Here is a 20,118-nt window from a genome sequence, read left to right on the forward strand (position 1 = left end):
CCCGGGAGCACCGGGCGTAGGAACACCGGGCGCAGGAACACCAGGCCCCGGAACGCCGACTACGCACGCAGGTGCTCCAGAAGCTGCCGAAGTGGCCAGTCCGCCCGCCCCCGGTCCGTCGGAGAGCCCGGCGACCGAACCGGCCGAAGGCGGACCCACGGCCGAGCCGGCCAGCACCAGGCCGGCGGCAGCCGTAGAGAGGGACAGTTTCCAGCCAGGCATATGATCTAGTTACGGTCGGGAGGGTGGCCTACGTCCTTCCGACACGCCTTCCCTCAGGCATCGAGCCGCGCCGATCACACCAACAGGGGTAAGTAGCGCGGCCACGTCGGCGGCCTGACCTCCTGCGGTCCCGCAGGTCCGGCAGCCGCTTCGCCGAGCGTCGCACCGGCCCGGGCCCGCGGCGCGACATCCGTCTGCGCGCCGCCCGCACCGCCGCCGACCACCACCCGCACCCGTCGACACTCGGCGCGATGTCCATCCGTCGGCGCCCCCGTCCGCCGCGGCTCCTCGTCCCGCCGGCCGGCGGCCCGTACCGCCGCTGGAGGGTCAGGTTCCGAGCAGCGGGTGCGCGCACCCGGCCCGCCACGGAGTCGGCTGCGGAGAGTATCATCTCGGTGACCCTCCGAAATCGCGACCCTCCTGGAGCGGGTGATGGCTGTGCTGGAGAGCGGCACCGTGGACGTGCCCGGTGCGCGGCTGTACGTGGAGGTCCGCGGCGCCGGGCCGCTGCTGCTGATGGTGCCCGGCGGGGCGTCGGACGCGGCCGTGTTCGAGGCGCTCGCCGGGCAGTTGGCCGCGCGCTACCGCGTCGTCAGTTACGACCCGCGCGGCATCTCCCGCAGCCCGCTGGACGGTCCGGCGGTCGACCAGCTCGTCGAGGTGCAGGCCCGGGACGCGCTGCGCCTGCTCGACCGGTACGCCGCGCCCGGTGAGCCGGTCCGCGTCTTCGGCAGCTGCGCCGGCGCGCTGGTGGCGCTCGAACTGCTGCGGCAGCACCCGGACCGGGTGGACGTGGTGGTCGCCCACGAGCCGCCGTCGATGCGCCTGTTGCCGGACGCCGATGCGCAACTCGCCTTCTTCGAGGACGTGCACCGGACCTACCTCCGCGAGGGGGTCACGGCGGCGATGCGGAGCCTGGCGGACGCCTTCGGCGGGCGGCCCGCACCCGCCCTGCCCGAAGTACGGGACAACAACGCGTTCTTCCTCGCCCACGTGATGCGCCCGACGACCGGCTTCCTGCCGGACCTGGCCGCGCTGACCCGGCTGGCCGGCCGGATCGTGCCGGCCGGCGGCGTGGAGTCGAGCGGCTACCTGATCCAGCGACCGGTGGCGGCGCTGGCCGCCGCCCTCGGGCGTGACCTCGTGCTCTTCCCCGGCGGCCACGCCGGCTACGCCAAGCACCCGGTGGCGTTCGCCCACCAGGTGAACGCCCTGCTGGCCGAGCTCCCCGCAACGGCGGAAGCGGACGCGGAAGTGGACGCGGAAACGGAGGCGGCGCCGTGCGACTCGTGATGGGGGCGCAGAACTGCGGCTTCGGGCCGGCCGCCGAACTGGTGGCGGTCTCCCGGGCGCTGCCCGACCACCACCGGACCTTCGTCGGCGACGGCGTGGCGGCCGAGTTCGCGCTGCGCAATCCGGACGCCTTCGACGAGCTCCGCGTCCCACCCCCGGCGCGGCGCGAACTGCACCACCTGCTGCGCGACTGCGACCGCGTGGTGTCCGTCATGGACGCCGACCTGGTGCTGCGCGCGGCTCTGGCGGACCGGCCGGTGATCCTCGTGGACAGCCTGTTCAGCTTCTGGCGCACGGACCGGCCGCTCGCCGACATCCGTCGGCTGTGCGCCAGCCTGCCGCGCACCGGCTTCGCGGCCGCCGACCGCCACCTCGCCGAACTCTCGCCGCACGAACGCGTGCTCGCCGCGCACCTGTTGGCCACCCACAGCGTGGTGCAGAACTTCCCCGGCGTCCGGCAGCGGATCGCCGAGTTCGCCGCCCTCGGGATCGGCCGGGTGCCGCGGACGAGCGGCGCGCTGATCGACCACGACGGGCTGCGGGCGACCGGCCGTACGGAGCCCTCGCGGAGTCCGGCCGCGTACGACCTCCTGGTCAACCTCGGGGGGTTCCGCAACTTCCTGCTCGACTTCGACGCCCACAACGACTACCTGCTGCTGATCGAGCGCTGGCTGCCGGACCTGCTGCGCGACTGGCCCCGGTTCCACAAGGTCCTCGTCTGCGGCGGGCCCTTCGGCGGCCACCGGGCCCGTACCGTCGAGCTGGCCGGACGGCAGGCCGACTGCCGGCTGGTTCCGCAGCGCGAACTGCTCCAGCACGTCGCCGTGACCCCGCACCACCTGATGACGCCCGGCCTGACCGCCCTCCACGAGGCGCTCGCGCTCGGCCGGCTCCCGCTCTGCCTGCCCGAACAGCACTACGCCCACCTGTTCACCGTCCGCCGCCTCGGCCAGACCCTGTTCGGCAAGACCGCCCTCAGCCTCACCGACCTGCTGCCCGACCACCCCGTCCCGGACGACGACTTCACGGGCACCGCAGCCCTCGTCGAGATGGCCGGACGGATCCGCCGCGACGACACCCACTACTCCCGCTTCCGACGCCGTCTCAACGAGCGCATCGAGCAGTACCTGGACCTCAGTCCCACCCAACACCTCTATGCCGTCGACGAGTTGCGTACCGCCCTGGACGGCCCGCCGCTCTCCGAGGTCCTCGCCGAGGTCCTGCGGTGACCGACCCCGCACCCGACCCCGCACCCGACCCCACGCCCGACCTCGTCGCCTACTTCGACCTGCGCACGCGCCTGCTCGGGCCGCTGCGCAACCAGCCGCTCACCTCCGACCAGCTGTGCGAGGTCGGCCGGATCCTCTCCGGCAGCCCCGACGGCCTCTCGCTCTACGACGTCCCCGCGCCCCGTATGGTGGACCGCGGGATCCGCCTGCTCGGCCGCACCGCACTGGAATGCGTCAAGGACCCCCACCCCGCGCTGGTCGCCACCGCCCTGACCGAGGTCCTGGCCGAAATCGGGACCGACGCCCGGACGGACGGCCTGACCGACGCCCGGACCGACCGGCCCGCCACCGGCCACCGCCCCCTGATCGCCGACCTGTTCTGCGGCTCGGGCAACCTCGGCCACCAACTCGGCCGCGCCCTCGGCCCGCGCTTCGGCCACCGGGTCCACGCCACCGAACTCGACCCCCTCGTCCACGACTTCACCCGGCACAACCTCGCGCTGATCGGCTCGCCGGTCCGGCTTCGCCACGCCGACTACCGCGAACTCCTGACCACATCCACCGCCCCGCACGGGCGGAGCCGGCAGGACGTCTACCTGGTGGAGCCGCCCTGGGACGCCGGATTCACCGCCACCGGCCTCGACCTCACCCGCACCACTCCCCCGGTCCCGGACATCCTCGACGACATCCGCCGCTCCCGCGGCGACCACCCGTGCGTGGTGGTCCTGAAGACCAGCGACCTGATCGCCCACGACACCCTCGCCGCCGCCCTCCGCGGCGCCACCCTGCTGCGCACCGTCTGCCCGCGCCCCGTCCGACCGCGGGGCATGAACGCGCGGTTCCACCTCTACCGGGTGTGACGACCTCCCCGAGCCGCACCCCCGGGCCGCACCCCGCCGCACGGCCCCTGCGGCGGCGAGCACGCCGCTTGCCCGGGATGACGAAGGGGCAGCCGGGCGGGTGTCCGCACGGCTACCCCCTTCCGGGCCGCCGGTCAGTGCTCGGCTGTCCGGGGTGCGAGGTCGGACGGGTCGGTGTTGGCCCCGCACAGGACAACGGCGATCTTCTCGCCGCCCGCCGGCCGGTAGCTGCGGCTCGTGGCGGCGGGACGGCTCGGCAGGTCGCGGTCGGGCCCGTGCCGGTCGGGGCCGGTCAGGGCCGCCAGGGCTGTGGCGGCGGCGTGCTCGACGGCCACCCTGCGGTGATCCCACAGTGCCTGCCTGGCCCGGACGATCTCGCCGTCCGGCACCAGCACGGACTGCACGCCGCCCCGCTGGGCGGCGGCGAGGGCCAGGGCGGAGGCACGGCGGGCGCCGAGGGAGTCGGCGGCGACGGAGTCCACCGTGACGTCGACCAGGTGGCCGGCCTCGGTCGCGGCATTGAGCGCGCGGCAGTTCTCCGGCTCGACCGCTACCGTGCGGATGCCGTGGTGCCGGGCGGCGGTGGCGACGCCGGCGAACAGACCGCCGCCGCCGACCGCGACCACGACGGTGTCCAGACCGGGGACCCGGGCGTGGATCTCCTCCAGCAGGGTGCCGGCGCCGGCGGCGATCAGCGGGTGGTCGTAGGCGTGCGAGGCCAGGGCGCCGGTGGCGGCGGCGAACTCCTCGCAGGCCGCCAGCGCCTCGGCGTACTCCGCGCCGACCAGCCGGACCTCGGCGCCGTAGCCGCGCAATCTGGCCACCTTCACCGCCGGAGCGGTCTCCGGGAGGAACACGGTCGCGCGCACGTCCTGCTGCCGGGCCGCCCAGGCGCACGCCAGCCCGGCATTGCCGCCCGAGGCGATGGTCACCCCGGAATCCGGCAACGTGCCGGCTTCGCGGTGGGCCTGGAGGAAGTTCTGCGCGCCGCGGGCCTTGAACGAGCCGGTGTGCTGCATGAACTCCAGGGCCAGCCACACCTCGCAGGGCTGCTCGGACCTCTCGCCCAGGAGTTCGCGGTGGGCGGTGCGGATCGCGCCCGGGTCGACCTGGGCCAGGGCGACGGGGCGGACGCGTCCGGCGATGCGGTCGGTGGCGGCCTTGATGTCGCCGTACGTGAGCTGGTGCACGTCGTCGCTCCTGTGATGAGGTGGTCCCGACCAGCCGACGCGCCGGCCGGCCGTGGTCAGGCCGAGGATGAACGCGAACGCGCTCCGGCGGCCAGGGGGTTCCACGCACCCGCGGAAGTTCGCCGGTTGCCCGGCAGGCCGTCGCCGGGCTGCGGAGTCGACCCGTCTCCGTGGAACCTGCGGCGTCTCACCGAGGACTGACCACTGCCGGTTCGTCTCGCCGAACCTTGACCGGCATGGTCAGAGCCTTGGCGGGTGGTCGAAGACGGCGCCGACCACCACCGGGACGTCGTTGAGCTGGCGGCTCATGGTGTCGGTGGCGCCGACGTCGATGACGTCGGCCACGATGCAGGTGATGTTGTCCGGACCGCCGCCGCGCAGCGCGAGCTCGATGAGCTCCTGCACGGTGTGCTCGGGCGAGTAGTAGCTGCCGAGGGTGTCCTGGAGGGTCTGGTGGCTGACCGGGCCGGAGAGGCCGTCGGAGCAGATCAGGTAGCGGTCGCCGGCCCGGACCTCGCGGATCGACAGGTCCGGCTCGACCCGGCCGCGCCCGTCCAGGGCGCGCAGCAGCAGCAGGCGCTGGGGGTGGGTCTCGGCTTCAGCGGCGGTGATCCGGCCCTCGTCGACCAGGCGCTGCACCCAGGTGTGGTCCTGGGTGATCCGGCTCAGCACGCCGTCGCGCAGCAGGTAGGCGCGGGAGTCCCCGACGTGCACCAGGCCCATCCGCTGACCGGTCCAGAGCATGGCGGTCAGCGTGCAGCGCATGCCCTCCAGTTGGGGGTCGGCCTCGACCATCTGCCGGAGCCGGTCGTCGGCGCCCTGGACGGCGTCGTCGAGCAGGGTCAGCAGGTCGCCGCCCGGCACGTCCTCGTCCAGCCGGATGATCGAGCCGAGCACCTCGGAGGACGCGACCTCGCCGGCCGCGGCTCCGCCCATGCCGTCGGCCACGGCCAGCAGCCGCGGCCCGGCGTAGCCGGAGTCCTCGTTCGCCTCCCGGATCAGTCCCTTGTGGGAGCCGGCGGCGAAGCGCAGGACGAGACCCCTCTGGCGGGAGGCGGCCTGGGGTGGCACACCTGCGCGGAGGGTGGTCGCCTCGGCTCCTCGCCCCGACCGACTCGGAGGTGTGTAGTGGTGGCCGGTCTGAACGGTCGCGGGGTGGTCGCCCAGCAGCGTCACGAGGGAGGCTTTGAGGTCCTGGGGCCAGACCGGTGCGGCGGTCTGGGCGAAGATCCATCGGCGGTCGCTGCGCTTCAGCCGGTCCACGGCGAACATGAGGACGTCCTCGTCGAACATCCACGGCTGTTCCTCGTAGGTCATCCTGCCGTGCAGATAGGCGAGCACCAGGCGGCGGTCGGCCCGGATGCGCGGGTCGGCGGGGACCAGGCCGTGGTCGCTGAGCGCCAGCCCGTGGTGGGGGGTGCCGAGGGGAATGCCGGGGGCGGCCAGTCGGTCGAGGACCGCGGCGAGGGAGGGCCGGGCGGCGTGCTCCTTGGCGAGGCAGGCGGAAATCAGGGCGGTGAGCTCAGGTGACAGGTCGTCGAGGCCGGTGAGCCTTGGCTGCTCGTGGACGATCCGGTAGAGGACGACGTCGGGGCGCCCGTGACCGAAGGGACCGGATCCGGTGGCCGCGTAGGCGAGGAGAGCACCCAGGCAGAACACGTCGCTCGCGGGGCCGACTCTCTGGCCGCGTACCTGTTCAGGGGACATGAAGCCGGGAGTTCCGATCACCGTGGCGCTGGTGGTGGCGTCCAGGGTGCGTGCGATACCGAAGTCGATGAGGCGGGGGCCATCGTCGGCGACGATCACGTTGCCCGGCTTGAGGTCGCGATGGACCAGGCCGCAGCGGTGGATCGCGGTCAGTCCCTCGGCGAGGCCGGCGCCCAGGAGCCGAAGCCCGTCCTCTCGCAGTGGTCCGTGCCCCTCGATGGCCTGGGCCAAGGAGGGCCCGTCGACGTACGCGGTGGCCATCCAGGGTGGGGTCGCGTCGGGGTCCGCGTCGACGACCTGGGCGGTGTAGAAACCACCCACCTGGCGAGCCGCGCGAACCTCGTGGGCGAAGCGGCGCCGGAACTCAGGATCCCGTGCCAGGTCTGAGCGGATCATCTTGACCGCGACCGGCCTGCCGCCCGGCGTGCGCCCGAGGAATACCCGGCCCATGCCCCCGCCGCCCAGGCGGGCCGTGAGGACGTAGGGACCCACCTTGTCCGGGTCACCGTCGTGCAGTGCTTCCACTCGTGCCTCCCCTGGACATCTCGGCCTCAGCCGTGGAGGTGATTCTTCCAGTGCTGTGGTGCTGTGCGGTACGCCGACGCCGGGCGCCGCCTGTGGGTGTCCTCGTCCCACCCGCGGTCGCCCGACTGCCGCGCGAGATCTGAAATTTTTATTGCGCAACTTTCCCTTCGGATCTACGGTGGGCCCATGCCGCAGAAGCCCGTGCCCGACCGGATCACCGATCTGTCCCGCCTCAAGGCGTTCACCAACCCGCTGCGGATGCAGCTCTACCGGCTGCTGTACGCGGCGGGCAGTGCCACGGCCTCGCAGCTCGCCGAGCAGGTCGGCGAGGCGCCCTCGTTGGTCAGCTACCACCTGCGCAAGCTGGCCGAGCACGACTTCGCGGTCGAGGCGAGCGGCCGGAGCAGTGACGGGCGGGAGCGGTGGTGGCAGGTCGCCTCCGAGGAGGGGTGGGGCTTCCGCGAGTCCGACCTCGCGGGCACTCCCGAGGGGGCAGCCGCCGTGGGTGCGGTCACCCGCGGGATGGTCGACTCCCGTGCCGCCCAGTACCGCGCCTACCTGGACCAGACCGCCGCCTGGGGCCGGGAGTGGACCGACGCGGCCTTCAGTGCCGAGTGGCTGCTCGACCTCAACCCGGCCGAACTCGCCGAACTCGGCGAGGAGTTGCAGCAGCTGTCGCGGCGCTGGCGGGAGCGCGGCAAGGCCGCCAGGGCGGCCGGTGACACCGAGAACCGCGAGCACGTGTCCGTCCACCTGTACGGGTTCCCGTTCCGCCCCTGAGAGCGCCGTCCGCGGCGCCGTCCGCGGCGCCGCTGAGAGCACCGCCGGAGAGCGCCGCACCCCCGCTCAGCCCCCGCGCCGGCCCCACCGCAGCGAATCGGAGCACCCCCATGACCGTCACGGACACCCTCCTCCCCCCGCCCGGCGCCGCCGCGCCGCCCGCGCACCGCGACGGGAACGTGCTGCGCTGGCTCGCCGCCTCCACCGCCTCGCTGGTCGGCGACGGTGTCTACTTCGTCGCGCTCGGCTGGTCGGCCCAGCGGGCGGCCGGCCCGGCCGAGGTCGGCCTGGTCATGGCCGCCGGGGCGCTGCCGCGCGCGGCGCTGATGCTGGGCGGCGGCGTGCTGGCGGACCGGCTGGACCCCCGGCGGGTGATCCTCGGCAGCGACGCCGTGCGCTGCGCGCTCATCCTCGCGGTGGCGGCCGGCATGGCCCTGACCGCACCCGCCCTGTGGCCGCTGGTCGCGGTGGCGCTGGTCTTCGGTGCCGTGGACGCGCTGTTCGTCCCCGCCGTCGGCGCCCTGCCGCCCCGGATCACCGGCCCGGACCAGCTCGCCCGGGTGACCGGCATGCGCGCGCTGTCGATGCGGTTCGGCCAGATCGCGGGCCCGCCGATCGGCGGCCTGGCGATGGGCCTGGGCGGCCCGGCCGCCGCGTTCGGCGTCGCCGGGTTGCTGTTCGCACTCTCCCTGCCGCTCCTGCTGACGCTCCGGATACGGCCCGCCGAGCCCGTCGCGCCCGTCGAACCCGTCGAGCCCGCCGACGCGCCGTCGGAGGGCACTTCGCCCCGGGGCGGCAGCGCACGCGCGGACCTGCTCGACGGCCTGCGCTACCTCCGCCGCCACCGCCTGATCGGACCGCTGGTCGCCATCGGCGCCGTCTGCGAGCTCGGCCTGGCCGGCACCCTCAACGTCGGCATGGTCCTCCTCAACGCCGAACGCGGCTGGGGCCCGTCCGGCTACGGCTGGATCGTCAGCTGCTTCGGCATCGGAGCCACCGCCGGCGCCGCGCTGCTCACCGTCCTCGGCCGGCTGCCCCGGGCCGGCCTGACCACGGCGGGCACCCTGCTCGTGGCCAGCGCGGGTGCGGCGGCGATGGGCCTGGTCCCGGGCCTGTGGACGGCCGCCGCACTGGCCGCCCTGGTCGGGCTGGCCGCCGGCACCTCCGGCAGCCTGACCCACGCGCTCATCCAGACGGCGACGGATCCCGGCTACCTCGGCCGGGTCACCTCCGTGGTGATGCTCGCCATGCTCGGGCTCGCCCCGCTCAGTTACCCGGTGGTCGGCGCCGCGATCGGCGCCTGGGGTGCGGCCCCGGTCTTCCTCGGCTGCGGCGCGCTCTCCGGTCTGGGCGCGGCCGCCGCCCTGACCTCCACCGCCGTCCGGCGCGCCGAACTTCCCCGGCGGCGGGCGGTGGCCGCAGCTGCGGCCTCCGCCACGGCCGCGAAAGCCTGATGATCCGACAGGGCGAGCGCGCTAAGGTCCTGGCCCATGGGGGACAGAGTGACGGACGGACTGACGGACGAGCCGGCGGACAGACTCACCGACGGACTGGACGCGATCGACTGGGCTGCGCTGCGGCACAACTACGGGTCGGCGGCGGACGTGCCCGCGCTGCTGCGGCGTTGCGCCGGCCCGGACCCCCACGACTCCTGGGACGCCGCGGCTGACTTGGACAACCTCCTGTTCCACCAGGGCGGTTGGGTCTGTGCCGCGGCGTCGGCCGTGCTGCCGTACGTGGTCCGGCTGGCCGCCTCGCCGTCGCACCTGCCGACCCGGCTGGAGTTGCTGGAGCTGCTGATCAGGCTGAGCGGCGAGGCCGCGATCCTCCCCGAGCAGCAGGTGGACGCGGGCTGGGGACCGGCATGGGAGCGGGCGCTGCCCGGGGTCCTGCTCCTGCTGGCCGATCCGGCGCCCGAGGTCCGCCGGGCCGCCGCGGATCTGGTCGGCGGCTGCGGCAGCGCCGGGGGCTCGACGCTACCGGCGCTCCTGGCGCGCTGGGACGCGGAGGAGGATCCCGCCACCCGCCTCGACCTGGTGATCGCCCTCGGCCGCGCCGCCCACGGGCAGCCGGCCTCCCACCAGCATCCGGCCGGCGAACTCTCCGCCCAGGCCCTGGACTCGGTGCGCGGCCTGCTCGACCGGCCCGACCCCCAGCTCCGGCTCGCCGCCCTCCACGCGCTCGCCCCGGCCGACCCCGAACTCCCCGCCCGGCATCTCGCTCTGGCCGTGGCCGCCGTCCGCGACCCGGGTGTCGAGCTCTGGCGCCAGACCAGCACGGCGGACTGCGGCGTCCTCGGCATGCAGGGCTGGACGGCCGACCTCTACCCCGGCCCCTCCCCCGCCTACGTCCTCGGCCTGCTCGCCGACCACCCCGACCCCGAGCACCGCACCGGCGCGCTGGCCCAGGCCGGCGGGCTGCTCGCCCAGTGGCGCTCCCCGGCGCCGGCCGTCCTGCCCGCCATCTCGGCGCGCCTCGACGATTCGAACGCCGAAGTCCGTTTCCGCGCAGCCGAGTTGATGGCCTGCCTCGGCACCGCCGCGATCGAGCACGCCGACCCGGTGGCCGCGCTGCTCGACGACACCGCCACCCGGAACGGCCGTACGGCCCGGGCCGAGACCGTCCGCGACGCGGCCGTGTGGGCCCTCGCCCGGATCGGCGACCCGCGCTGCCTGCCCGCCGTCACCGCCCTGCTCGCCGAGGCCGGCGGCAGCGGCGCCTTCGGCACGTCCTCCGCGCACCACTCCCGGCTCGGCACCCACCACCACCCGTACCTCCCCGGCGTCCACGAGCTGCTGATGCCGCTCCGCCCCTACGCGGACCGACTCCTGCCCGCCATCCGGGCACACCTGCGCCGCCCGGACCCCCGGCTGGCCCGCCCGCTCTGCGAGGTCCTCGCCGCCTGGGGTCCGGCCGCCGCACCCGCCGCGCCGGAGCTGCTCGACCTGCTCACGGAGGACGCGACCTGGGCACCGGCCGCCACCGCCCTGGCCACCCTCCGGCCACCGGTGGACGAGGCCACCCGGGACCTCCTGCTCACCCGCGCCACCGCCGCCACCACCGGCCCGGACGCCCAGCTCGCCGCCTGGGCCCACTGGCAGCTGGGCAGCGCGCCCGGGCCCGCGCTCGCCGTCCTCGGTCCGGCCGCCGTCGAGGGCGGCTTCGCCAACCACGCCCTGCGCAAGCTCGCCGACCTCGGCCCGCACGCCGCCCCGTACGCGGACCGTCTCCGCGTCCTGGCAGCCGGCCGGCCGGACTGGACGAGCGTCGAGGCCGCCCACGCCCTGTGGGCCGCCACCGGCGACAGCGACACCGCCGTGCCCGCCCTGCTCGCCGCCTGCCGGAGCCTCACCACCGGCACCTACTACCCGGTGATGCTCCAAGCCGTCCGCCACCTCACCCGCATCGGTGCCCCCGCCCACCCGGCCGCCACCGAGCTGGCCGAGGCCCTGACCCGCGACCATCGCCTCAGCACCGCCGGCGGCTGGCGCGCCTTCGCGGACGACGAGGCCATCCGCACCGCCGTCGCCGAACTGTGCGAGGCCACCGGCACCATCGCGCCGTAGGGCCGGGTCGCACTCAACGGCACGGTGAGGCCCGCCCCTCACGCCGCTGCCGGCTCGCCGCCGTCGCCGAGGAGCGGTCAGACCACGGAAGGACGCTTGGGATCCACGGGGTCGATCTCGTGTTCGTCGAAGAGCTGCTCCAGCGCTTCGTGGCCGTGTTCGCGGCGGAAGGCGATCTCGTTCGCCGTCACGGGAAGAGTCCAGAGGATGCGCGCGTGGCCGTTCGGCAAGGGGCAGTTCTCGAGGTCCGGCCCGTGGAGGTAAGGCAGGCTGACCAGCAGGTGGTCGCAGGAGGAGCCGGGGATCCACGGCTCACCGATCGGCATGCTGTGTTCAAGGTCGAGATGGTGCCCGGCGTGGTAGTACGCGATCTTCGCGAGGAGGTCGACGAAGCTCTCGTCGCCCGCTGGAGCGGTCAGCGCGAACTCCAGTCCGTGGCCGTGCTTCTCTGCTGTGGACCAGCAGCCGGCGGTGACGTACGTCCAGAGGTTGCCGCGCGGCCCCGGGCTGGTCGCGACTATGCGGAGACCCGGAACGGCCTCCCGTCGGCCAGGCCCGAGATCGTAGTCATGAGCCTGGATCTCGTGACCGGCGAAGAAGTTGCGGACGTGCGACTCGACAGCCGCAGTGGCCTGCTCCCTGCGCGTGGCTTCGAACATGTCGGCGATGATCTCACGCAGCCCGACAGGACAAGGACTCCGAGCAGCTCGAGGGCCGCGTCCCGTGACGCCGGCGTCAGCGGCAAGCCGGGATTCGTGTGGACCGCTCCGTACGAGAGGAGCGCCGGGCCCATCCTTCGGTGCACCCGGCCCCGGCCAGCCGGACCTCCCGGGGGACGCCGGTCGCAAGCAGCGGCGCGTTCGGTCCCAAGAGGTCGCGAGGGTCCTCTGCCGAGCCCTCGTCGAACACGGCCGCCAGGACGTCTCGTCCGTCGACGATCGGTCGGCATTCCGCGCCGGCCCTGGTTCCGGGCGGTGGCACGACGATGCGGAGGGACAACCGGTGCGGTTCTGTGGTCACGGCCCGATGGTTCCGGAGTCAGCGGCGGTTGTCAGTCGCATTTCTGCACGGGGAGACGGGGAGAGGAGACGGCCTCCGCCCGGGGTGGCCCTGTCCTGACGTGGCTGGATGGGTGTGGTCGAAGGGTCGGGGGCGGGGAGCAGCCAGGTGGGCCGGGCGAGGTGCCGGCGCAGGACGTCGAGCCGGGCGAGGTGGGCGTCGAGGGCGGCGTCGACGGCGCTCGTGGTGGCGGTCACGCGTGCTTCGAGGTCGTGGATCCGGTCCAGGAGGTCCTGCCAGCGCCTTTCGGCGGCGGCTACCAGGTCAGGCGCGGCGTCGGTCGCTGTCATCGCGGAGCCGGGTGGTGTGGTGCGTGAGGGCGTCGAGGCGGGAGGCGAGCTCTTCCTGGCCGGCGCCGAGGTGAGGGCGGACGGCCACGAGGGGCGCTATGAGGTCGGCCGGGTCGGTGGTGCCGAGGGCGGCGGTCAGGGCGGCCTGGGCGGGGCGGGCGCCGGGGTCGAGGGCGGTCACGGTGATCTGGGCGGCCAGGACGCGTAGCTCGGCGGCGTTGTCGCGGGCCCAGGCGGTGATCGTTCGGTCGGCGGCGCGGCGGTCGCGGACGGCCTTGACGCGTTCGGCGCCGGTAGCGGCCCGCCTCGTGCCGCCGGCCGCGGGCTTGAGGCGCAGGTAGCGGTTCTCGGCGGCCTGGCGACTGGCGACGCCCATGGGACGGGCCAGGTCGGCCCAGGTGGCGCCGGCGGCGCGGGCGGTCTCGACCAGGCCGGCTTCCCAGCCGGCGAGCTCGGCGCGCAGCTCGCGCAGCAGCACCAGGGCGGCCAGGGCCTGCTCGGGGCCGTCCTGCGCATCGGGGGCGGTCGAGGGCTGGGACGCGGGGTTGCGGGCGGCACGGACGGCGTCGTCGATGGCGGACAGTGCCGCCGCGGCCGCCAGGAACGAGGCGGGCTCGACCGGCTCGACCGGTCGGGAGGGGTCGGTGGCGGCTCTGCGGGACTTCTCACTCATGCAGTCACTCTAGCGGCGACAGCACGGCTTGTCATCGGATGGATGACGCGCTACAAAGGTGTCAGGTGAAGCGCACTGGCACCCAATCGATCAGTGGAGGTGTTTCGCGATGCTGCTGCGCACTGACCCGTTCCGCGAGCTGGACCGTCTGACCCAGCAGTTCCTGGGCAGCACGGGAACCTGGTCGCGTCCGGCACCGATGCCGCTGGACGCCTACCGGACCGGCGACGAGTACGTCATCTGCTTCGACCTGCCCGGCGTGGACCCGGACGCGATCGACATCGACGTCGAGCGGAACATGGTGACCGTCAAGGCCGAGCGCCGGCCCCGCCAGGAGGGCGAGGGCGTGAAGTGGGAGCTGTCCGAGCGCCCGCTCGGCGTGTTCTCCCGCCAGGTCATGCTCTCCGACACCCTCGACCCCGCCGGGATCACCGCCGACTACGACGCCGGCGTGCTGACCCTGAAGATCCCGGTCGCCGAGAAGGCCAAGCCCCGCAAGGTCGCGATCAGCCACAACGGCGACCGCAAGCAGATCCAGGCCTGACCGGCCCTCGATGCCGTTCCGCGCCTCCCCTGATCTCTCCCCCCTCGGTCGAAGGGGCGGCGCGGAACACCCCCTACCGCGTGGGCCCGGGCGCCCTCGTCCGGGCCCACACCCAGGCCTACCGCAGCGGCAGGCGGCCGACAGGCGTCCCGGTCCTGCGTGGCGCCGGCCGCTGCGTCGTCGGGCGGTGTCGTCCGGCCACCGGCGTCCGCCTGCTGAAGCCCACCGGCCCGCTCCGACGCCCGGCCGTCAAGCCCCGCCCGGGCACGAGTCGCACCAGTCACACCAGTCGCGCCGGCCGAGACGGCTGAGACGGAGGGAGATCCGCGGTGACTCTTCGATGGGAGGCGTTCCTGGACGAGGTCCAGGAACGCGGTGAGTACGACACCCCGCAGGAGGCCGAACGGGCCGCCCGGGTCGTCCTGGCCCTGCTCGGCGCCCACCTGGTCGGCGACGTGCGCGCGGAACTGGCCGCCCGCCTGCCGGAGACCATGGCCCTGATCCTGCTCAACCCCTTGCAGGCCGCCGAGCCGCTCAGCCAGGAACGCTTCGTGCGCGCGACCGCGGCCTGGATCGAGGGCGCCACCGAAACCACGGCCCTGTGGGACATCGGGGCCGTCCTGTCCACGGTGGCCGACGCCGCCGGCGACGACCTCACCCAGCGCGTCCTGCTGCAGCTGCCGCCCGGCTACGACCTCCTCTTCGGCCGCCCGAGCGCGGGCGAACGACCCTGACCACCCCCCGCACCGCCGCCGTCCCGCCGGCGGCCAGTCCCCGGAAGGCCTCACGGTCATGACCCGCTACCGCCACCTCCTCCAGCAGGTCCGCAACCTCGGCCGCTACCCCACCGACGAGGAAGCCGAACGGGTCCTCGACGCCGTTCTGACCCTCCTCGGCTCCCAGCTCACCGGCGACGAACGCTGCGACCTCGCCGCCGTCCTGCCCGGACGGGCCCGCACCGTCTTCGCCGCCCAGATCCCCCTGCCCCGTCCCGTCACCGCCCCGGCCTTCGTCGAAGGCCTCGCCCACACGCTGGGCACCAGCCTGACCGCCGCCCGCTGGGACGCCTCCTCCGTCCTGGCCGCCCTCACCACCCTCACCGACGACCACGACCTCACCGACCGCCTCCTCGCCCACCTGCCCCGCGGCTACGCCCTGCTGTTCGGCCGCGCGGACCTGGCCGCCGTCGCCTGACGCAGCGGGTCCGACCCGCCAGTGCGGGAGCGTCCACGTCGTGCCTTCGTTTCGGTGACGCCGGCCCCTCGGCCGAGGCCGCCGACCCGGGGCAGGCGCGCGAACAGACACCTTTCCCCGCCGGAAGGGAGCCCTCATGTCCCCTCGGAACGGCACACCCTCCGAGAACGCGGGTTTCTCCGTGCCGCTGCTGCGGATCACCACCACGACCATCAGCGGCACCGCCCAGGTCGTCCACCTCCACGGGGAGAGCGACCACGACGAGCGCCGGCGGCTGGAGAGCGCGCTCGAGCACGCCGTGGCCGCGTGCCCGCCCCGACTGGTCGTCGACCTCGCGGGGCTCACCTTCTGCGACTCCACGTGCCTCAACGCGCTCCTCAAGGCCCGGCTCGCCGCCCAGGCCGCCGGCCTTCCGCTGATGCTGGCCGCGCCCACCCCCCAGACCCGCCGGCTGCTGGAGATCACCGGCGCCGACGAGGTGCTCACCATCCACGACAGCGTCCCCGCCGCCCTGGCACGTACCGAACCGCACCCCGGATGAAGCGAGGCGACCGATGGACAGACCACAGCGCTACGCGGTCACCCTGCCCGCGCCGCCCGGCCGGCACCGGCCGCCCGAGGTCGTCGTCGTGCATCCCACCGGCACGTACACCGCTGCCGGGGCACCGGTGTACGCGGACGAGGCGGGCGCGTTCCGGGTGGCGATCGAAGGAGAGGCGGCCCGGCCGCTCACCGCGTTGCCGGGGCCCGTCCGCCACCCCTGCCTTCACGCCGTGCGACTGCCCTGACCGGGTGCGGTCGTCGAGGCGCTGCGGCCGAAGGCGAGGGCGGGGCCGGGCAGGGCCCCGCGTCACGAGCGTCGTCACCGGTGGAGGGTTCAACCTCGGAGGGTTTCTCCCTGGGGGTCGTAGCAGACGAGCCCGTGCGCGCGAGCCAGGGCGGCGGCGTACGCGGAGGCTTCCTCCGCCCTCCGGTAGGACATGACCAGGTAGACGATCGGGCCCGAGGCCTCGTCCATGACGGGCGGCGACGCCCAGGGGCTGCCGGGGACGTCGTCCGGATACCGCGCGAGGAGTGCTTCGACGTACGCCTCGATGCGCGGCGTCGGCTCCGCGGACACGTCCTCCGACTCGAGGTGACGCTCGCAGAGCTCCTCGTAGACCGCGGCCGCGTCCTCGTCGCGCGGCCGCTCTCCCTCCCACACCGCCAGGTCGTAGCTCATGAGTGGATGATCGCAGGTCCCGACCTGACCGAGGTCGAGAGGACCAGGGGGTCGGCCCGTGGGTCAGTCGACCGTCGGGCTGCGGCGTTCGAGGAGGACGACGTCGCGCCAGCGGCCGTGGTGCTTGCCGATCCGTTCGCGGATTCCGATCACCCGGAACCCGGCCCGCTCGTGGAGGGCGAGGCTGGCGGTGTTCTCCGGGAAGATCCCGGACTGGATGGTCCAGATCCCGGCCGCCTCGGTGGAGGCGATCAGCGCGTCCAGCAGGAGAGCGCCGATGCCCTGGCCGCGCGCGTGGGGATGGACGTAGACGGAGTGCTCGACGACGCCGGCGTACGCGCACCGGTCGGAGACCGCCACGACGGCGGCCCAGCCGAGCACCCGGCCCGCCCGGTCGACGGCGACCAGGCGATGCCCGGCGAGGCGGGCGGCGTCGAAGGCCTCCCAGCTCGGGGCGGCTTCCTCGAAGGTCGCGTCGCCGCCGTCGATGCCGAGCTGGTAGATCGCCAGCACCTGCTCGGCGTGTTCGGGCAGCATGCCCGTCACGCGGACCGCGGCGGGGCCGGTCATGCCCGGGCCGGGATGCCGAGGTCGGCGAGCAGGCCGCGGACCCGCCGTTCGATCCCGTCGCGGATCGGACGGACGGCGTCGACGCCCTGGCCGGCCGGGTCGTCGAGCTTCCAGTCCAGGTACCGCTTGCCGGGGAAGTACGGGCAGGCGTCGCCGCAGCCCATGGTGATCACCACGTCGGAGGCCTGGACGGCCTCGGTGGTGAGCACCTTCGGGGTCTCGGCGGAGATGTCGATCCCGACCTCGGCCAGGGCCTGGACCACGGCCGGGTTCACGGTGTCCGCCGGGGCGGAGCCGGCCGACCGGACCTCGACCCGGTCGCCGCCGAGGCGGGTGAGGAAGGCGGCGGCCATCTGGGAACGGCCGGCGTTGTGCACGCAGACGAACAGCACGGACGGGACGGACGGGAGAGACGGGACGGCGGGAGTGCTCACGGAAGGGTCCTTGGGTCTTCGAGGCGGAAGGCTGCGTCAGCGGGCGGCTTCGGCCGGGTGGTGGTCGGCGTGCGGGATGACGAGGTCCTCGGCGGCCGGGGTCGGTCGCCCGAACAGCACGGCGACCAGCGCGACACCGACGGCCAGGCCGACGAGCTGGGCGGCGATGAACGGCAGCACGGAGGCGGGGGCGATACCGGCGAAGGTGTCGGTGAACGCGCGACCGATGGTCACCGCGGGGTTGGCGAAGCTGGTCGAGGAGGTGAACCAGTAGGCGGCGCCGATGAAGGAGGCGACCGCGACCGGGGCGACGTGCGCGCGGCCGACCCGGGCCAGGCCGAGGATCAGCAGGATCAGGCCGGCCGTCGCGACGACCTCGCCCAGCCACAGGTGCGGTGCCCAGCGGTCATGGGTCGACCAGGCAGCGAGCGGCTCGGCGAACATCGCGTCCGCGAGCACCGAGCCGCCGATGGCGCCGGCGATCTGGGCCGGGACGTAGGCCGCGACCTCACGCAGCTCGGGGCCCGTGCCGGCGCGGCGGCCGGTCCACCAGGCCGCCAGGGTCACGGCCGGGTTGAAGTGGGCGCCGGAGACGGGGCCGAGGAGCACGATCAGCACGCCGAGGCCGAACACGGTCGCGAGCGAGTTGGCCAGCAGCTGGACGCCGACGTCCTGGGAGAGCTTGGTCGCCTGGATGCCGGAGCCGACCACGACGGCCACGAGTGCGCCCGTCCCGAGGAACTCGGCGGCCGTCCGGCGGCCGAGCAGCGCCGTCTCGGTCATCTGGACCCTCCGGCGGGGGTCTGGAGCAGGGCCGAGAGCCTGGCCAGCGCGGCGGGCAGCACCCAGTAGTACACCCAGGTACCGCGGCGCTCGGAGCCGACCAGCCCGGCCTCGCGCAGCACCTTGAGGTGGTGGGAGATGGTCGGCTGGGACACGTCGAAGGGGCCGGTCAGGTCGCAGACGCAGGCCTCGCCGCCCTCGTGCGAGGCGATCAGCGACAGCAGCCGCAGCCGCACCGGGTCCGACAAGGCCTTGAACATCTTCGCCAGGTCGAGGGCGGCGTCCTCGCCCAGGGGTTCGCGGACCATCGGCGAGCAGCACGCGGCCGCGTCGTCCCGGCCGAGCACCGGCAGTTCCAGATTCGACATACGTCTATGTTGACATCCATCTATGCGGGTGGCAACGTCATCCATATCGACATCCATCGAATCAAGAAACGGATCGGGGAGAACCGCCATGTCCCGCGTACAGCTCGCCCTGCGCGTCGCCGACCTCGAAGGCTCGATCGCCTTCTACTCCAAGCTGTTCGGCGTCGAGCCCGCCAAGCGCCGGCCCGGCTACGCGAACTTCGCCATTGCCGAACCCCCGCTCAAGCTCGTCCTCATCGAGGGCGAGCCGGGTGACGACACCCGTCTGGACCACCTCGGCGTCGAGGTCGAGAGCACCGGGCAGGTCACCGCCGCCACCACGCGCCTCAAGGACGCCGGCCTCGCGACGTTCGAGGAGAACGACACCTCCTGCTGCTACGCCCTCCAGGACAAGGTCTGGGTCCACGGGCCCGGCAAGGAGCCCTGGGAGGTCTACGTCGTCAAGGCCGACGCCGACACCCTCGGCAAGAGCGCCGCCGCGCCCAGCACCTGCTGCGCCGGCACCGACCGGACCACCGAACCCCCCGCCGTTGCCACCGGATGCGCCTGCGGCTGACCCCATCGACGACTGACGGCCCCGGCCCGAGGGGGCTGAGGCCCGTGGTCACGACCGTGGTCACGGCCGGGATCCGCTCCCGCCGGTGCGCTCGACCGGGATCCACAGCTGGGAGTCGGTCTCCGCGCCGATCTCCACGGGCCGGGTCCGCAGGAGCTCCGGACCCGGCCGGCTCTCGTACGGGTTCGACGGGAACCACTGCGTGAACACGTCCCGCCACAGGTCCTGGAGGGCGTGCGGATAGGGCCCTCGGTTGTCGAACACCGCCCAGGTCCCGGCGGGTACGCCGAGGGCGTCGAGGGCGTCGGGTTCCCCGGCGTCCTCCGCGGCCGCCTCGGGGCCGGCCACCACGCCGATCCAGTAGTCCGCCTCGGCGCCGTCCTCGCGGCTGTCGGTCCGGTGCACCGCCGCCGACAGGATCCCCCGCGGCTCCCGGTCGGACCGCTCCGCCAGCTCCTTCATCCGGACGACCGTCCGCTCGTCCAGGCCCTTCAGGTGCGCCGTGGCGGCCGCGTTGACCCCCCGGTGCACGAGCGGCACCCGCGCTCTCCTGCCGAGGACCCGGAACGCCGCCTTCTCCACGATCCGGTACCGCATGGTCGTGCTGCCCTCGACGACGACGCGGAAGGACATCCGGGGCTGCGCCGTGAGCACCGCGCCCGTGCGCCGGGCCTCGCCCGGACCGACGCCGTGCACCGACCGGAACGCCCGGGCGAAGGCCTCGCCCGAGCCGTACCCGTAGCGCACCGCGACGTCGAGCAGGGTGAGCTCCCCGGCCAGCACCTCGGCCCCGGCGAGCGTCATCCGCCGGCGCCGCAGGTAGACCGCGAGCGGCATCCCGGCGAGGGTGGAGAACAGCCGCCGGAAGTGGTACTCCGACATCGCGGCGATCCGGGCCGCCTCGGCGACCTCGGCCTCCCGGTCGGGGCCGGCCTCCGAGAGGCGGGCCTCCAGGTGGTCCAACGCCTCGTTCAGCCGCTCCAGCACGCGTGTCCGTCCTTTCGCGCCGCCCGACCGAAGCCGCCCGACCGACCGAAACGGCCCGACCGACCG

General features: G+C 74.2%; 22 protein-coding genes and 2 pseudogenes. 12 read left to right on the forward strand and 12 right to left on the reverse strand.

What is annotated here, in order from left to right; translation table 11 throughout:
* Positions 1 to 654: 654 nt before the first annotated feature.
* Genes ACIRD3_RS12900 through ACIRD3_RS12910 form a run of 3 tightly spaced genes read left to right on the forward strand, consistent with a single transcriptional unit; the run spans position 655 to position 3,604 of the window.
* Positions 655 to 1,515, forward strand: a complete 861-nt coding sequence (locus ACIRD3_RS12900) for an alpha/beta fold hydrolase (RefSeq protein WP_402214804.1) — start codon at positions 655 to 657, stop codon at positions 1,513 to 1,515.
* Positions 1,503 to 2,744, forward strand: coding sequence for a hypothetical protein (locus ACIRD3_RS12905; protein ID WP_402214806.1), 1,242 nt, complete (start codon positions 1,503 to 1,505; stop codon positions 2,742 to 2,744). The genes ACIRD3_RS12900 and ACIRD3_RS12905 overlap by 13 nt, the downstream gene beginning before the upstream one ends.
* Positions 2,741 to 3,604, forward strand: coding sequence for a class I SAM-dependent methyltransferase (locus ACIRD3_RS12910; protein WP_402214808.1), 864 nt, complete (start codon positions 2,741 to 2,743; stop codon positions 3,602 to 3,604). The genes ACIRD3_RS12905 and ACIRD3_RS12910 overlap by 4 nt, the downstream gene beginning before the upstream one ends.
* Positions 3,605 to 3,738: 134 nt before the next feature.
* Here ACIRD3_RS12910 and ACIRD3_RS12915 read toward each other — a convergent pair whose 3' ends face one another.
* The 3 genes and pseudogenes from ACIRD3_RS12915 to ACIRD3_RS12925 all read right to left on the reverse strand — a co-directional run.
* The gene (locus ACIRD3_RS12915) at positions 3,739 to 4,794 is read right to left on the reverse strand and encodes a serine/threonine dehydratase (RefSeq protein WP_402214810.1); all 1,056 of its coding nucleotides are present in this window, start codon (positions 4,792 to 4,794) and stop codon (positions 3,739 to 3,741) included.
* Positions 4,795 to 5,049: 255 nt separating this feature from the next.
* Positions 5,050 to 5,865 (reverse strand): annotated as a pseudogene (locus ACIRD3_RS12920) (PP2C family protein-serine/threonine phosphatase); the annotation flags it as partial.
* 384 nt (positions 5,866 to 6,249) lie between these two features.
* Positions 6,250 to 7,137 (reverse strand): annotated as a pseudogene (locus ACIRD3_RS12925) (serine/threonine-protein kinase); the annotation flags it as partial.
* A 75-nt stretch (positions 7,138 to 7,212) separates the two neighbouring features.
* Between ACIRD3_RS12925 and ACIRD3_RS12930 the strand changes: the two are divergent.
* The 3 genes from ACIRD3_RS12930 (at position 7,213) to ACIRD3_RS12940 (ending at position 11,372) form a co-directional block, all read left to right on the forward strand.
* The gene (locus ACIRD3_RS12930) at positions 7,213 to 7,806 is read left to right on the forward strand and encodes a helix-turn-helix domain-containing protein (RefSeq protein ID WP_402214811.1); all 594 of its coding nucleotides are present in this window, start codon (positions 7,213 to 7,215) and stop codon (positions 7,804 to 7,806) included.
* Positions 7,807 to 7,916: 110 nt separating this feature from the next.
* Positions 7,917 to 9,260, forward strand: a complete 1,344-nt coding sequence (locus tag ACIRD3_RS12935) for an MFS transporter (RefSeq protein ID WP_402214813.1) — start codon at positions 7,917 to 7,919, stop codon at positions 9,258 to 9,260.
* Positions 9,261 to 9,296: 36 nt separating this feature from the next.
* Positions 9,297 to 11,372 (forward strand): HEAT repeat domain-containing protein, encoded by a 2,076-nt coding sequence (locus tag ACIRD3_RS12940; protein ID WP_402214815.1) that lies wholly within the window; start codon positions 9,297 to 9,299, stop codon positions 11,370 to 11,372.
* A 77-nt stretch (positions 11,373 to 11,449) separates the two neighbouring features.
* On the opposite strand, the gene ACIRD3_RS12945 is transcribed toward ACIRD3_RS12940, so the two are convergent.
* From ACIRD3_RS12945 to ACIRD3_RS12955, 3 genes are all read right to left on the reverse strand, one after another.
* Positions 11,450 to 12,031 carry a suppressor of fused domain protein gene (locus tag ACIRD3_RS12945; protein ID WP_402214817.1) on the reverse strand — a complete coding sequence of 194 codons (582 nt, stop codon included), beginning with the start codon at positions 12,029 to 12,031 and terminating at the stop codon, positions 11,450 to 11,452.
* A gap of 357 nt (positions 12,032 to 12,388) precedes the next feature.
* Positions 12,389 to 12,721 (reverse strand): hypothetical protein, encoded by a 333-nt coding sequence (locus ACIRD3_RS12950; RefSeq protein WP_402214818.1) that lies wholly within the window; start codon positions 12,719 to 12,721, stop codon positions 12,389 to 12,391.
* Entirely contained in the window at positions 12,696 to 13,394 is a 699-nt protein-coding gene (locus ACIRD3_RS12955) for a hypothetical protein (protein WP_402214820.1), read from the reverse strand. The genes ACIRD3_RS12950 and ACIRD3_RS12955 overlap by 26 nt, the downstream gene beginning before the upstream one ends.
* Before the next feature lie 109 nt (positions 13,395 to 13,503).
* Here ACIRD3_RS12955 and ACIRD3_RS12960 point away from each other — a divergent pair, with 109 nt between their 5' ends.
* From ACIRD3_RS12960 to ACIRD3_RS12980, 5 genes are all read left to right on the forward strand, one after another.
* Positions 13,504 to 13,938, forward strand: a complete 435-nt coding sequence (locus ACIRD3_RS12960; protein ID WP_402214822.1) for an Hsp20/alpha crystallin family protein — start codon at positions 13,504 to 13,506, stop codon at positions 13,936 to 13,938.
* Between the two features lie 329 nt (positions 13,939 to 14,267).
* Positions 14,268 to 14,672, forward strand: a complete 405-nt coding sequence (locus ACIRD3_RS12965; protein WP_402214824.1) for a DUF2267 domain-containing protein — start codon at positions 14,268 to 14,270, stop codon at positions 14,670 to 14,672.
* Between the two features lie 58 nt (positions 14,673 to 14,730).
* Positions 14,731 to 15,132, forward strand: coding sequence for a DUF2267 domain-containing protein (locus ACIRD3_RS12970; RefSeq protein WP_402214826.1), 402 nt, complete (start codon positions 14,731 to 14,733; stop codon positions 15,130 to 15,132).
* A gap of 136 nt (positions 15,133 to 15,268) precedes the next feature.
* On the forward strand, positions 15,269 to 15,673 hold the full coding sequence (locus ACIRD3_RS12975; protein ID WP_402214828.1) for an STAS domain-containing protein: 405 nt from the start codon (positions 15,269 to 15,271) through the stop codon (positions 15,671 to 15,673).
* A gap of 13 nt (positions 15,674 to 15,686) precedes the next feature.
* On the forward strand, positions 15,687 to 15,920 hold the full coding sequence (locus tag ACIRD3_RS12980; RefSeq protein ID WP_402214830.1) for a DUF6296 family protein: 234 nt from the start codon (positions 15,687 to 15,689) through the stop codon (positions 15,918 to 15,920).
* Positions 15,921 to 16,009: 89 nt separating this feature from the next.
* Here the strand turns inward: ACIRD3_RS12980 and ACIRD3_RS12985 are convergent, their stop codons facing one another.
* The 5 genes from ACIRD3_RS12985 to ACIRD3_RS13005 all read right to left on the reverse strand — a co-directional run bounded on the left by ACIRD3_RS12985 (position 16,010) and on the right by ACIRD3_RS13005 (position 18,509).
* Complete coding sequence (locus tag ACIRD3_RS12985; protein WP_402214832.1) at positions 16,010 to 16,354, reverse strand: hypothetical protein; 345 nt, start codon at positions 16,352 to 16,354, stop codon at positions 16,010 to 16,012.
* Positions 16,355 to 16,417: 63 nt separating this feature from the next.
* Complete coding sequence (locus ACIRD3_RS12990; protein WP_402214834.1) at positions 16,418 to 16,924, reverse strand: GNAT family N-acetyltransferase; 507 nt, start codon at positions 16,922 to 16,924, stop codon at positions 16,418 to 16,420.
* Positions 16,921 to 17,358 (reverse strand): arsenate reductase ArsC, encoded by a 438-nt coding sequence (locus ACIRD3_RS12995; protein WP_402214836.1) that lies wholly within the window; start codon positions 17,356 to 17,358, stop codon positions 16,921 to 16,923. Before ACIRD3_RS12995 ends, ACIRD3_RS12990 begins: the two co-directional genes overlap by 4 nt.
* Before the next feature lie 36 nt (positions 17,359 to 17,394).
* The gene (locus ACIRD3_RS13000) at positions 17,395 to 18,141 is read right to left on the reverse strand and encodes an aquaporin (protein ID WP_402214838.1); all 747 of its coding nucleotides are present in this window, start codon (positions 18,139 to 18,141) and stop codon (positions 17,395 to 17,397) included.
* The gene (locus ACIRD3_RS13005; protein WP_402214839.1) at positions 18,138 to 18,509 is read right to left on the reverse strand and encodes an ArsR/SmtB family transcription factor; all 372 of its coding nucleotides are present in this window, start codon (positions 18,507 to 18,509) and stop codon (positions 18,138 to 18,140) included. The genes ACIRD3_RS13000 and ACIRD3_RS13005 overlap by 4 nt, the downstream gene beginning before the upstream one ends.
* A gap of 88 nt (positions 18,510 to 18,597) precedes the next feature.
* Here ACIRD3_RS13005 and ACIRD3_RS13010 point away from each other — a divergent pair, with 88 nt between their 5' ends.
* Complete coding sequence (locus tag ACIRD3_RS13010; protein WP_402214841.1) at positions 18,598 to 19,065, forward strand: ArsI/CadI family heavy metal resistance metalloenzyme; 468 nt, start codon at positions 18,598 to 18,600, stop codon at positions 19,063 to 19,065.
* A gap of 60 nt (positions 19,066 to 19,125) precedes the next feature.
* Here ACIRD3_RS13010 and ACIRD3_RS13015 read toward each other — a convergent pair whose 3' ends face one another.
* Positions 19,126 to 20,052, reverse strand: coding sequence for a helix-turn-helix domain-containing protein (locus tag ACIRD3_RS13015; protein ID WP_402214843.1), 927 nt, complete (start codon positions 20,050 to 20,052; stop codon positions 19,126 to 19,128).
* Positions 20,053 to 20,118: the final 66 nt, after the last annotated feature.

Origin of the sequence: Kitasatospora sp. NPDC093550, assembly GCF_044764985.1 — a bacterium.
Taxonomy (GTDB): domain Bacteria; phylum Actinomycetota; class Actinomycetes; order Streptomycetales; family Streptomycetaceae; genus Kitasatospora.

Bases quoted from the DNA above. Each gene is read 5' to 3' on its own strand.
- ACIRD3_RS12900 (WP_402214804.1), top strand. From the start codon at position 655: ATGGCTGTGCTGGAGAGCGGCACCGTGGACGTGCCCGGTGCGCGGCTG.
- ACIRD3_RS12930 (WP_402214811.1), top strand. From the start codon at position 7,213: ATGCCGCAGAAGCCCGTGCCCGACCGGATCACCGATCTGTCCCGCCTC.
- ACIRD3_RS12935 (WP_402214813.1), top strand. From the start codon at position 7,917: ATGACCGTCACGGACACCCTCCTCCCCCCGCCCGGCGCCGCCGCGCCG.
- ACIRD3_RS12940 (WP_402214815.1), top strand. From the start codon at position 9,297: ATGGGGGACAGAGTGACGGACGGACTGACGGACGAGCCGGCGGACAGA.
- ACIRD3_RS12945 (WP_402214817.1), bottom strand. From the start codon at position 12,031: ATGTTCGAAGCCACGCGCAGGGAGCAGGCCACTGCGGCTGTCGAGTCG.
- ACIRD3_RS12950 (WP_402214818.1), bottom strand. From the start codon at position 12,721: ATGACAGCGACCGACGCCGCGCCTGACCTGGTAGCCGCCGCCGAAAGG.
- ACIRD3_RS12955 (WP_402214820.1), bottom strand. From the start codon at position 13,394: ATGAGTGAGAAGTCCCGCAGAGCCGCCACCGACCCCTCCCGACCGGTC.
- ACIRD3_RS12960 (WP_402214822.1), top strand. From the start codon at position 13,504: ATGCTGCTGCGCACTGACCCGTTCCGCGAGCTGGACCGTCTGACCCAG.
- ACIRD3_RS12970 (WP_402214826.1), top strand. From the start codon at position 14,731: ATGACCCGCTACCGCCACCTCCTCCAGCAGGTCCGCAACCTCGGCCGC.
- ACIRD3_RS12975 (WP_402214828.1), top strand. From the start codon at position 15,269: ATGTCCCCTCGGAACGGCACACCCTCCGAGAACGCGGGTTTCTCCGTG.
- ACIRD3_RS12980 (WP_402214830.1), top strand. From the start codon at position 15,687: ATGGACAGACCACAGCGCTACGCGGTCACCCTGCCCGCGCCGCCCGGC.
- ACIRD3_RS12985 (WP_402214832.1), bottom strand. From the start codon at position 16,354: ATGAGCTACGACCTGGCGGTGTGGGAGGGAGAGCGGCCGCGCGACGAG.
- ACIRD3_RS12990 (WP_402214834.1), bottom strand. From the start codon at position 16,924: ATGACCGGCCCCGCCGCGGTCCGCGTGACGGGCATGCTGCCCGAACAC.
- ACIRD3_RS13000 (WP_402214838.1), bottom strand. From the start codon at position 18,141: ATGACCGAGACGGCGCTGCTCGGCCGCCGGACGGCCGCCGAGTTCCTC.
- ACIRD3_RS13005 (WP_402214839.1), bottom strand. From the start codon at position 18,509: ATGTCGAATCTGGAACTGCCGGTGCTCGGCCGGGACGACGCGGCCGCG.
- ACIRD3_RS13010 (WP_402214841.1), top strand. From the start codon at position 18,598: ATGTCCCGCGTACAGCTCGCCCTGCGCGTCGCCGACCTCGAAGGCTCG.